The sequence below is a fragment of the Halomonas sp. PAMB 3264 genome (assembly GCF_031954245.1).
In the GTDB taxonomy this organism is placed as follows: Bacteria; Pseudomonadota; Gammaproteobacteria; order Pseudomonadales; family Halomonadaceae; genus Vreelandella.
The window spans coordinates 2,158,541-2,170,706 of record NZ_CP134866.1 but is presented as its reverse complement, the minus strand read 5'-3'; the positions used below and the strand labels follow the sequence as shown (position 1 = coordinate 2,170,706).

Below are 12,166 nucleotides of genomic sequence, written 5' to 3'. Positions count from 1 at the left end.
GCTCCAACGCCCCCGGCCTGTCCGGGGGCTTTTTTATTGCCTCTGCTCGACCGGGGTCGAGACGATCAGGATTTAAAGGCGCGGGGCTTTTTTGAACGAAAATTTGCAAACGCGGGGTTAGACCCCTATTTAGTAAAGGGCGCCTGGCGTATGGCGCCACTGGCGCTTGGGAAAGGGCTGGGGTAGGGTAGGCGCATTTTTCAGGCCGCCTGGCGTTTTAAACGTTTTCAGCGCGGCACGTATTTAGAGCGGCTCTTGGGCACAGCGCGCAAGAGCGCTCTTGAACGCTTAGGCAACAGGAAGTGGAGCACTATGGGCAAGTCACTGGTCATCGTCGAGTCGCCCGCCAAGGCGAAGACGATCAATAAGTATCTCGGCAACGATTTTATCGTTAAGTCGAGCGTGGGTCATATTCGTGACCTGCCGACCAGCGGCTCGGGCAAGACCGCCGTCGACCCCAAGGAGCGCGCGCGCCAGGCCGCAGCGACCCGAAAGCTTTCGCCGGATGAAAAGGCGGAGTACAAAAAGAAGAAAGCCCACGATCAGCTGATTCGGCGCATGGGTATCGACCCGGCCAACGGCTGGGAGGCCCATTACGAAATTCTCCCCGGTAAAGAGAAGGTCGTCGCCGAGCTCAAAAAGCTCGCGGAAAAGGCCGACGCCGTCTATCTCGCAACGGATTTGGACCGCGAAGGGGAGGCGATCGCCTGGCATCTGCGCGAGACCATTGGCGGTGACGATGCTCGCTACAAGCGCGTGGTGTTCAACGAGATCACTAAAAACGCCATTCAGGATGCGTTCAAGTCGCCGGGGGCGCTCAACATTCCCCGTGTGGAGGCCCAGCAAGCGCGGCGCTTTCTCGACCGCGTGGTCGGCTTCATGCTCTCGCCACTTTTGTGGGCGAAGATCGCCCGCGGCCTTTCCGCTGGGCGTGTGCAGTCGGTGGCGGTGCGCCTGATCGTCGAGCGCGAGCGCGATATTCGCGCCTTCATCCCTGAAGAGTTTTGGGACGTGCACGCCGATCTGGTGTCGCCAGACGGCGTACCGGTACGCTTCGCGCTCGCCCGTCAGGATGGCCAGGCGTTTCGCCCGACCTCGCAGGATGAGACCTACTCGCGCATCGAGGCGTTGAAAAGCGCCTCGCTCTCGATCACCAACCGTGAAGACAAGCCGACCAGCTCCAAACCCGGCGCGCCCTTCATCACCTCGACGCTGCAGCAGGCGGCCAGCGGCCGGCTCGGCTTCTCGGTGAAAAAGACCATGACCATGGCCCAGCGCTTGTATGAGGCGGGCTACATCACCTACATGCGTACCGACTCCACCAATCTGTCAAAGGATGCGGTCGAGAGCGCGCGGGACTATATCGAGGGCGAATTCGGTAAGCGCTACCTGCCGGAAAACCCCAACCGCTACTCGAGCAAGGAGAGCGCCCAGGAGGCCCACGAGGCGATTCGCCCCTCCGAGGTGTCGCGCAAGGCGAGCGATCTTTCCGGCATGGAGCGCGACGCCGAGCGCCTTTACGAGCTGATCTGGCGCCAGTTCGTTGCCTGCCAGATGGTGCCGGCGGAGTACCTGTCGAGCACGCTGAGCGTCGAGGTAGACGGTTATGATCTGCGCGCCAAGGGGCGGGTGTTGAAGTTCGATGGCTATACCCGGGTCATCAAGCCTGCGGGTAAAAACGAAGATCAAAGCCTGCCGGACCTGCCGGTCAAAACACCGATGACGCTGGAGGCGCTCGACCCGCAGCAGCACTTCACCAAGCCACCGGCGCGCTACACCGAAGCGAGCCTGGTCAAGGAACTCGAGAAACAGGGCATCGGTCGGCCCTCGACCTACGCGGCGATCATTTCGACCATTCAGGATCGCGGTTACGTCAAGCTTGAAAGCCGGCGCTTTTACGCCGAAAAGCTCGGCGATATCGTCACTGAGCGCTTGAAAGAGTCGTTTCCGGATTTGATGGACTACTCCTTCACCGCGCGTATGGAGGATAGTCTCGACGAAGTGGCCGAAGGCGAGCGCAACTGGCAGGCGCTGCTCGATAGCTTCTACGGCGAATTTCGTGAAGAGCTTGGCCGGGCGGAAAGCGAGGAGGGCATGCGCCCCAACCAACCGGTGCCCACGGACATCGAGTGCCCGGCCTGCGGGCGCGACATGCAGATCCGCACCGCTTCGACCGGCGTGTTTCTGGGCTGCAGTGGCTACAACCTGCCGCCCAAGGAGCGCTGCAAGACCACTATCGACCTGATCCCCGGCGAGGAAGTGGTGGCCGAGGATGCCGGCGAAGAGGCGGAAACCGATGCGCTTCGCGCCAAACGCCGCTGCGGCAAGTGCGGCACGGCGATGGACAGCTACCTGATCGATGAAACGCGTAAGCTGCACATTTGTGGCCAGAGCCCGGACTGCACCGGTTTCGAGGTGGAGCACGGCAAGTTCAAGATCAAGGGCTACGAAGGCCCGGTCATCGAGTGCGACAAGTGCGGCAGCGAAATGCAGCTCAAGTCCGGGCGTTTCGGCAAATACTTTGGCTGTACCAACAGCGAGTGCAAGAACACGCGCAAACTGCTGAGAAGCGGCGAAGTGGCCCCGCCGAAGATGGACCCGATCCCGATGCCAGAGCTCGCCTGTCAAAAGGTCGAGGATCACTACGTGCTGCGCGACGGGGCGAGCGGGCTGTTTCTGGCCGCCAGCAAGTTTCCCAAGAATCGTGAAACGCGCCCGCCGCTGGTCAAGGAGCTCAAGGCGCATAAGGATGAGCTACCGGAGAAGTACCACTTCATTCTCAAGGCGCCGAGCGAAGATCCGGATGGCCGCCCGGCGCAGATTCGCTACTCGCGCAAGAACAAGGAGCAGTACGTGATGACCGATGAAGAGGGCAAGGCGACCGGTTGGAAGGCCACCTTCGAGGGCGGCAAGTGGCACGTCGAGGACAAGCGCAAGTGAGTGCCCGGTCCCGCACCAACCAGCTGCTCTATCAGGCGGAGCTTCTGATCGAAACGCCGGTTCATGACGACGAGCATTACGTGACGCGCCAGATGGCGATCGAAGAGGGGGCGCTGGCGCTGTTCGAGCTGGCGCTGGAGAGCTTTCTCGCCGAGGTCACCGAGCACGCGCGCCTGGATACGCGCCGCTGGCAGACGCTGTTGGCAGCCGACGGCCCGGAGCTTGCCGAGCTGATTCGTCTGCGCGATTTGGCCGGCCAGCCCGAAAGCTGGCTTGGCTGGCTGATCGGCGCGCTTTTGAAGCTTCACGGCGATGAAGGCGCGGCCAAGCGGCCCATCAACAACCCTTCGATGATCGCGCTTGCAAGCGAGGCGTCGTTTGCATCCTCACTTTATCAAAGCGTTCAGGCGGCCAAAAAAGAGATGGCGGCGCTGCGCGAAACCAGCCACGAGTGGTGATTCATCCGTTTTCTGGGGAACCCGGCCGGCGCCAAATGCTCTAGAGTACGCGCTTGAAAGAAAGTGTCGAGCGGGCAACGGTGACTGCCCGCGCTGTTCACAAGGAGAACTCATGGATACGCGTTACAACCAGGTCAAGGATTTGATTACGTGGGCCGCGGACTACCACGCCCGCATGGCCAAGCGCTACAGTGACGGCGCCGATCGTACCGACAACGAGCGGCTATCGATGGCGTTGACCTATCTCGCCTCTCGCGAGGTCAAGATGCAAAGCGGACTCGAGGCGCTGTTTCACGACGGCTCCGACCATAGCGAAGTGATGGAGCTGTGGTTCGACGAAACCGGCGACTTCCCCCAGCCGCCAAGGCTCGAGGCGATTACCCAGCGCAGCGTGGCCGACTCGATCGACGGGGTGATCGAAACCGCATCAGAAGCCCAGGAGAATCTTCGCGCGCTTTACGCCCACCGCGCCGAGTGCGCCAAAATCGAGGAGGAAGCGGCGTTTTTCAACTCTCTCGCCGAAGGGCACGAAGCCGAGCTTCGCAAGATCGTGACCAGCATGCGCGAGTTCGAGGATATCTGATTTTAGCCTGGGCGCTGACAGGCACCGGGGCAATGGGGTATAAACGTTCCAGCCCATTCATACCCGCTGGCCGGTTGCCCCGGCCCGTACCGAGAGCCGATCGATGCCCGTAAACCGCCGCCGCTTTTTAGCACTCGCCATGGGCTTTCCGGCCGTGGCCAGTGCCAACGTCATTGCTCCCGTGACACAGGCACCGAGTGATCTCGTGGGCACGCTCATCAGCCGCGCGGCGGCGCCGCGTCACAGTAGCGAGCTTTGGGTGCTGATCGACGATCAGGCCTCATCGTTGAGTATTTTTCGCGGTAGCGACCGAATCGAGCACTTCTCGCCGATTTCCCGGGGAACCGGTGGGGCGCGTACCCACCGGGTGCGCGGCGATAGCACCACACCCCTGGGCGAATTTCGCATCTACCGCTTCAATAACCAGAGCAAGTGGCGCATTTTCATCGGTATCGACTACCCCACGCCGGCCCATGCGCGTATGGCGCTGGAGAAGGGTGTCTACACCCAGGCCGATTACGAGGCCTACTTCGACGAGTACCGCCGCTACGGCTTTCCGCCGCAAAACACCGCGCTCGGTGGGGCGATCGGTATTCACGGTATCGGCACCTCCGATCCAGAGATTCACGGGCGCTATCACTGGACCCAGGGCTGCATCGCCGTCAACAATCAGCAGATCGAGCGCATTGCATCGCTGGTCGATGTTGGCACCCGCGTCGTGATCCGCTAGTATGATGGTGATCCATAAGGAAGTTCGAGGTTTTGGACGGTGACTATAGACAAGCGTTGTGGACTAATATAAAACAGCGTTTGACTTCGACAACGTGACCCGAATCACACGTGATTGGATCATCGAGTCGGTCATTGGAAAGAACCTTTACCGCAGGTAGACAAATCTTAAGCTAGCTTCTAGCCTTACGCTTTGTCAGACCTTCAACGTAGTACCCAAGGAAGACTCAAGGAGAACATCATGACTCTGAAGACTGCTCTGAAAATGACTGCTGCCGCTGCTTCTCTGGCCGTTCTGGCTGGTTGTGCCTCTACCAGCGCGCTGGAAGAAGTACGCATGACTGCTGAATCTGCACAGGCTGACGCTGCAGAAGCTCGCAGCATGGCTTCTCAGGCTCTGAACACTGCAAACCAGGCTCAGCGCGACGCGCAAGCCGCTCTGCAGATGTCTGAGCAAGGCCGTGAAGAAATGAGCCGTCAGTTCCAGCGCTCCATGCAGAAGTAATTCTGCATGGACCACTGAGCACTCAAACGGCTCAGCGGTCTGCGTTAGATGTAAAAAAACCCCGCCTTGTGCGGGGTTTTTTAATGCCTGAGGTCAGCGCGAGATACGCGGCTGCTGATCGAGCGGGCATAAAAAAGGGCGCCCCGGTGGGGTGCCCTTTTTCACTGCTTACACCCTTAGGCGTCGCTGTCAGACTCGACGGTGGCACTCAGCTCGATATCCTCGAACAGGCCCTGACGCTCGGAAGGCGCCTTCTCGGCGGGGGACTCGGGCGCCGGGGCCTGGGCCTGGGGGCCGTAAAGGGCGACGAAACGGCCGTTCGGAGACTCGACCGCGCGCTTGACCTGTTCGTAGTCGATCTCGAGCTCCTCGTCGGTCAGCGACTCGACGCGCTCGATGGCGTTCAAAAGCGGCTCGAAGTCGCCCACGTTCTCTTCGAGTTGCGGGTAGGACTGCACGTAAAGCGTGCCGTCGGCACCCCAGCCGGCCTTGAACGGTGCATCCATCAGGTTGACCTGAGTACCGCTGGGTACGCGCTCATAAAGCGACTCGATATCTTCCGGGTACATGCGAATACAGCCGCGGCTGACGCGCATGCCGACCCCGTCTGGGCGGTTGGTGCCGTGAATCAAATAGCTCGGCATGCCCAGCAGGATCGCGTGACGGCCCAGCGGGTTGTCCGGGCCGGCGGGCACGATTTCCGGTGCCGGGTCGCCGCGCTCGGCCGCTTCACGGCGCATGGAGGCGGGCGGGGCCCAGGCCGGGTCCTTTACCTTGACCGTGGTCTGTGTCATGCCGACCGGCGTCGCGAACTCTTCACGGCCCACACTGACCGGATAGGTTTCGACGATACCGGGACTGTTTTCCGGGTAGTAGTAGAGGCGAAGCTCGGACAGGTTCACCACGATCCCCTTACGCTCTGCCGGCGGCAGAATGTATTGGGCCGGAATGATCACTTCGGTGCCTTCACCGGGTACCCAAAGGCTCACATCCGGATTCGCCATGCGGATCTCTTCGTAGCCGATGTTGTGGCGCCTGGCGATATCGAGCAGGGTCTCTTCCGGATCGTCTACCGTGACGGTGTAGTACTGGCCGACGATGTCGCCTTCTTCCGGCAGACGGAAATGGCCGCGGGGCAGCTCGCGCTGCGCGCTGACCTGCTCGGCGCTGGCAAGCGCGTCGGCGTCGAGGCCCGGTGTCGCCACCTGGGGCGGCTGTTCGGTCGCCTCTTGCGCGTAGACCGGGGCGCCCAGGGTCGCGGCCAGCAGTACGGCCAGGCTGGTTGGCCCCCAAAGGTTAAGGGTGCGTCGTGTTTTCATGGTCGTTCCTAATGAGTTGATCCACCGCCGCATGGCGGCCTGATTCGAGCCTATCCGCTTGTGTAGGCGGCTTAAGGTCAAGTTTGCATCAAGGTTCACGCTGCCGCTACTTTTTGGTTGAGAAGACCCAACAGGTTTTCGACGGCCTCGAAGCGCTGCTCGGGTTTTTCCATGGCGAATTCGAACTTCAAGGTGTCCGAGCCGTCGAGGCGGTAGTGCGCCGGCGAGGTTTGAATGAGCTTCACCAGGGTGAGCGGGTCGACCTGGGTGTCGGCACTGAACAGAACCCGTCCACGGCTTTCGCCGGCCTCGATACGCGCGATGCCCAGCGGTTCGGCGCGATGGCGCAAGCGAGTCTGTCGCATCAGGTTCTTGAGCGGTTGCGGGAGCAAGCCGAAACGGTCGATCAGCTCGACCTGGAGCTCCTTGAGCTCGGCATCGCTTTGCGTATTAGCGATGCGCTTATACATCACCAGCCGCTGCTGCACATCATGAATATAGTCGTTGGGGATTAGCGCTGGCAGGTTGAGCCCTATTTCGACGCCGGTATTGAACGGGGCTTCGATATTGGGCGTTTTGCCGGCGCGGATCGCCTTGACCGCGCGATCGAGCATTTCCATGTAGAGCGAGTAGCCGATGGTTTCCATCTGGCCGCTCTGCTCGTCGCCCAAAAGCTCGCCGGCGCCGCGAATTTCCATATCGTGGCTGGCGAGCTGAAAGCCCGCACCCAGATCGATGGAGGCACTGATGGCTTCCAGGCGCTTGACCGCATCGCGGGTCATCGATTTGGGCGGCGGCGTCAGAAGGTACGCGTAGGCCTGGTGGTGGCTGCGCCCAACCCGCCCGCGCAGCTGGTGAAGCTGAGCCAGCCCGAACTTGTCCGCGCGCTCGATCAGGATGGTATTGGCGCTCGGTACGTCGATACCGGTTTCGATGATCGTCGAGCAGACCAGCACGTTGAAGCGGCGGTGATAAAAATCCGACATCACGCGCTCCAGGCTTCGCTCCGGTAGCTGGCCATGGGCCACGCCCACGCGCGCCTCGGGCACCAGCTCGCGAAGCTGCTCGGCGGTGTTCTCGATGGTCTTGACTTCGTTATGCAGGAAGTAAACCTGGCCGCCGCGCAGAATTTCTCGCAGCAGTGCCTCCTTGATCAGGCTTTCGTTGCGTTGCTGAACGAAGGTCTTGACCGACAGACGCCGGGCCGGGGGCGTGGCGATGATCGAAAGATCGCGAATGCCGCTCATCGCCATGTTCAGCGTGCGTGGAATCGGCGTGGCGGTGAGCGTGAGAATGTCGATCTCGGCGCGCAGGGTCTTGAGCTTCTCCTTCTGGGCGACTCCAAATCGGTGCTCCTCGTCGATGATCAAAAGCCCCATTTTGGGCAGTTCGACGCTTTTCGAGAGCAGCTTATGGGTACCGATGACGATATCCGCCTGGCCCTCCTTGATGTTCTCGAGGGTTTTGGTCATCTCCTTGCTACCGGTGAAGCGCGAAATGAGGCTGATGTTGACGGCGGTGTCGGCGAAGCGGTCGCGAAAGTTCTCGAAGTGCTGGCGGGCGAGCAGGGTGGTGGGTACCAGCACGACCACCTGACGGCCGGACTGCACCGCCAGAAACGCGGCGCGCATCGCGACTTCGGTCTTGCCAAAGCCGACATCGCCGCATACCACGCGATCCATCGGCTGGGGCGAAATCATGTCACCGATGACCGCCTCGATCGCGGCCTTCTGATCCGGCGTCTCCTCGAACGGGAAGCTGGCAGCAAAGCGGTTGTACTCGGCGTCCGGCGTGTCGTACACCGTGCCCTGCTGGGCCTCGCGCCGGGCGTAGATATCGAGCAGTTCCGCGGCGGTATCGCGAATCTTTTCGGCGGCCTTGCGTCGCGCTTTCTCCCACTGGTCCGAGCCGAGCTTATTGAGCGGGGCGTTTTCGTCATCGGCGCCGTTGTAGCGCGAAATCAAGTGGAGGCTGTCGACCGGCACGTAGAGTTTGGCACCGCCCTCGTACTCCAGCGCCAAAAACTCGTTGGCCTGGCCGCCAGCTTCCAGTGCCTCGAGCCCCAGGTAGCGCCCGACACCGTGGGCCTGGTGAACCACCGGCGCGCCTTCCTTGAGCTCGGAAAGATGGCGTACCGCCAGCTCGTTGTCGTCAGTCGCTTTCTCCTGGCGCCGGGTCTGGCGCACCACGTCGCCGAAAAGCTCGGTTTCGGTGATGACCGCCACGTTCGGGTCGGTCAACCATAGCCCGCTCGATACCTGGCTTTCGGTGATGGCGGCGCGCGTTTGGCCGGCCATGAACGCGTCGAACCCGTCCACCGCCTCGAGCCCCAGGCGCAGCGGCGCTAACAGCTCCTCGAGCGCTTCGCGCCGCCCCCGCGATTCGGCGACGAACAGCACGCGCGACTCCGGGTTAGTGGCCAAAAAACCGGAAAGCGCTTCGAACGGCTTCTGCGCCCGCGCATTGAGGGCGAGGGCAGGCAGCGCCTGAGCCTCTGGTGCATGGGAGTGACGCTGAGTGGCGCCGTCGTGAAGAAGTTCCAGCCGGGGGCGCTCCTTGATGCGGGCAAACAGGTCGTTGACCGGTATGAACGCGCGGCTCGGCGGCACCAGCGGGCGGGTCGGGTCGACCCCCAGGTTCTCATAGCGCGACTCGATCGCGCGCCAGTGCTGCTCGGCGGCCTCGTACACGTCCGGCAGAAGCGCGACCCGCGTGTCTGGCGTGACGTGCTCGAAAAGCGAGGCGGTTTCGTCGAAAAACAGTGGCAGGTAGTGCTCGAGCCCCGGGGAGGGGATCGCCTTGAGCGCATCGTTATAGAGCGGACACTGGCGCGGGTCGACGTCAAACAGGGTTTCGAACTGCTCGCGAAAGCAGGCGATGGCGCTGCGGCTCAGCGAATACTCATGGGCGGGCAGAAGCTCGATCGCCTCGACTTTTTCCGTGGAGCGCTGGTTGCCTGGATCGAAATGGCGAAGCGTGTCGATCTCATCGTCGAACAGGTCAATGCGGATCGGCTCATCGACCCCCATGGGGAACAGGTCGATCAGCGCGCCGCGCATGGCGTACTCGCCGGGCTCATACACGGTTTCGACCGCCCGGTAGCCGGCCCGCATTAGCGACTCGCGAAAGCTTTCGCGCGCAAGCGTCGCGCCGGCTTTAAGCGTCATGACGCGCCCGGCGATGTAGTCGACCGGCGCAAGGCGCTGCATCAGCGTGTTGATCGATACCAGCACGATGCCCTTGACGCCTTCCTGGAGCAGCTTCAGCGTCCTGAGCCGCGCTGAGACGATATCCTGGTGCGGAGAAAAGCTGTCGTAAGGCAGCGTCTCCCAGTCTGGAAACGGCAATACCGGTACCTGACTGTAAAAAGCCAGGTCCTGTTCCAGGCGCTGGGCACTGGCGGTGCTTGGCGTGATGATCAAAAGCGGGCCGTTGCCTGCGATGCGCGCCAGTGCCAGCGCCGTTGCACTGCCCGGCGGCGCCGTTAAATAGAGCGTATCCCGTACCCCCTGGGGGCTGGGTGGGTCGAGCAGGGAAAAAGAGGACATAGTCTAAGTATCTATCGTGTGAATATCTGTCGTATGAATGTCTGTCGTTTAAGCGACGATCGCTTGAATGCGTGTCGATGGGTAGCTGTCATGTGACGGCTGATCGACTAAAGTTTGTGTCCGGGCAAATCGAGCATCATACACCATAGGCCATGACAGGTTGAGCTGCCCGGCTAGAGGCGCTCCGGGTCGGTTTTGCGTAGCGGCAAGCGCGTTTTGAGTTTGTAGTCAAATGGACGTTTCTGTAATACCCCTACACGGCGTGCGACTATCCTTTGATTGCGGCCTCACCGTAAGCTCCGGATAATACACGTCGATTATCTTCCCCGATCCAACACGTAAAGAGGCCGCCCGTGAGTCAGTCAACGCTCGAGAACGTTTTTCAACAGTGGCAAAGCGACGAAGCACTTGCCGAGCAGATGATTCCGCTGGTCGGGAAGCTATATCGTCAGAACAACGTTGTCGCCACCATGTTCGGGCGCTCGCTGATCAAAAAGTCGGTCATCCGCATTCTCAAGGATCACCGCTTCGTGCGTAAAATCGAAGGCACTGAGCTGTCGGTTCAGGACACGTTCCCGATCGTCGAGGCGATGGCGGCGATGAATCTGGGACCGGCCCACGTCGATATCGGCAAGCTCGCGGTCAGCTTCAAGCATCAAGGCGGCGGTGATTTGAACGCCTTTTTGACCCGCGAGCTCGATGAGATCGTCGACGGCTACCAGGCGGGCGCAAGCATTGGCGAGCCCAAGGATGTCGTGCTTTATGGTTTTGGCCGTATCGGGCGGCTATTGGCCCGCGTGCTGGTGGAGAAGGCCGGTGGGGGCAATCTTCTGCGCCTGCGTGCGATCGTGGTGCGCGGTCGCGGTGATATTGGCAAGGATCTCGAAAAGCGCGCGAGCCTTTTGCGCCGCGACTCGGTGCATGGCCCTTTCGAGGGCTCGATTTCGGTCGACGTCGAGGCGCGCACCTTGACCGTCAACGGCAACGTGGTGCAGGTGATCTACGCCGACTCGCCGGCGGAGGTCGACTACACCGTTTACGGTATCCATAACGCGGTAGTGGTCGATAACACCGGCATCTGGCGCGACGAAGCGGGCCTTGGCCAGCACCTGGAGTGCAAGGGCGCGGCGAAGGCGCTTCTCACCGCGCCGGGCAAGGGCGACATCAAGAACATTGTCTACGGCATCAACCACACGTCTATCGGTGCCGATGATCGTATCGTTTCGGCGGCCTCTTGCACCACCAATGCCATCGTACCGGTGCTCAAGGTGCTCAACGACGAGTATGGCGTCAAGACGGGCCACGTCGAAACCGTACACGCCTACACCAACGACCAGAACCTGATCGACAACTATCATAAGGGCGATCGTCGCGGTCGCAGCGCCGCGCTCAACATGGTGTTGACCGAAACCGGCGCGGCCAAGGCGGTGGCCAAGGCGCTACCGGAGCTCGAAGGCAAGCTGACCGGCAACGCCATTCGCGTGCCCACGCCCAACGTCTCCATGGCGATCTTGAACCTGACGCTCGAGAAGGAGACCGACGCCGCCTCGCTCAACGACTACCTGCGCCGTATGTCGATCGATTCCAACTTTCAAAAGCAGATCGACTTCGTCGACTCGGCGGAGGTGGTGTCGTCCGATTTTGTGGGTAATCGCCACGCCGGTATCGTCGATGCCAAGGCGACCATCGCCAACGGCAACCACGCGGTGGTCTACATGTGGTACGACAACGAGTTCGGCTACAGCTGCCAAGTGATCCGCATTCTGCAGCACATGTCCAACGTCGAGTTTTTGAAACTGCCGCGCCACTGACGCTCTCGCAATGCTCAAGGCCTCAAACGCCACCGATAAGGTGGCGTTTTTTTATGGGTAAATAAACCTGGGTGTATATGTATATAGCACTTTAGGAGGCGGTGGTGGATGTGGTCATTGGCCGCGCTTATCTTTATAATACGGTAGATTTTTCGGGGTGGTTCAAGCGTGCTTGGGCCTGACTGGTAACAATCTGCACAGCCAACAAAAAATCTCTATGCAGAAAAGAAGCATTCGAACCCCTTACCTTCGTATATCCGATCCATCAACTGG

At 60.9% G+C, this 12,166-nt stretch carries 8 protein-coding genes; 6 read left to right on the top strand and 2 right to left on the bottom strand.

The genetic code is table 11. The features are described from left to right. Positions 1 to 312 precede the first annotated feature (312 nt). The 5 genes from topA (at position 313) to RN347_RS09740 (ending at position 5,215) form a co-directional block, all read left to right on the top strand. Positions 313 to 2,940, top strand: a complete 2,628-nt coding sequence (gene topA / locus RN347_RS09760) for a type I DNA topoisomerase (protein WP_263586988.1) — start codon at positions 313 to 315, stop codon at positions 2,938 to 2,940. Continuing rightward, a complete protein-coding gene (locus RN347_RS09755) occupies positions 2,937 to 3,398 on the top strand; it encodes a DUF6586 family protein (RefSeq protein WP_311958055.1) in 462 nt (153 codons plus the stop codon). Before topA ends, RN347_RS09755 begins: the two co-directional genes overlap by 4 nt. Positions 3,399 to 3,510: 112 nt before the next feature. Beyond that, positions 3,511 to 3,981 (top strand): 2-hydroxyacyl-CoA dehydratase, encoded by a 471-nt coding sequence (locus RN347_RS09750; RefSeq protein ID WP_263586990.1) that lies wholly within the window; start codon positions 3,511 to 3,513, stop codon positions 3,979 to 3,981. 103 nt (positions 3,982 to 4,084) lie between these two features. Beyond that, positions 4,085 to 4,711: a L,D-transpeptidase gene (locus tag RN347_RS09745; protein ID WP_311958053.1), complete on the top strand. Its 627-nt coding sequence runs from the start codon at positions 4,085 to 4,087 to the stop codon at positions 4,709 to 4,711. A 240-nt stretch (positions 4,712 to 4,951) separates the two neighbouring features. After that, positions 4,952 to 5,215 carry an Lpp/OprI family alanine-zipper lipoprotein gene (locus RN347_RS09740; RefSeq protein WP_252109286.1) on the top strand — a complete coding sequence of 88 codons (264 nt, stop codon included), beginning with the start codon at positions 4,952 to 4,954 and terminating at the stop codon, positions 5,213 to 5,215. A gap of 176 nt (positions 5,216 to 5,391) precedes the next feature. Here the strand turns inward: RN347_RS09740 and RN347_RS09735 are convergent, their stop codons facing one another. Together RN347_RS09735 and mfd are read right to left on the bottom strand one after the other, a co-directional pair. Then, entirely contained in the window at positions 5,392 to 6,534 is a 1,143-nt protein-coding gene (locus RN347_RS09735) for a L,D-transpeptidase family protein (protein ID WP_311958051.1), read from the bottom strand. Between the two features lie 95 nt (positions 6,535 to 6,629). Continuing rightward, positions 6,630 to 10,082, bottom strand: coding sequence for a transcription-repair coupling factor (gene mfd, locus RN347_RS09730; protein WP_311958049.1), 3,453 nt, complete (start codon positions 10,080 to 10,082; stop codon positions 6,630 to 6,632). Positions 10,083 to 10,435: 353 nt separating this feature from the next. Here mfd and RN347_RS09725 point away from each other — a divergent pair, with 353 nt between their 5' ends. After that, positions 10,436 to 11,893 (top strand): glyceraldehyde-3-phosphate dehydrogenase, encoded by a 1,458-nt coding sequence (locus RN347_RS09725; RefSeq protein ID WP_311958048.1) that lies wholly within the window; start codon positions 10,436 to 10,438, stop codon positions 11,891 to 11,893. Positions 11,894 to 12,166: the final 273 nt, after the last annotated feature.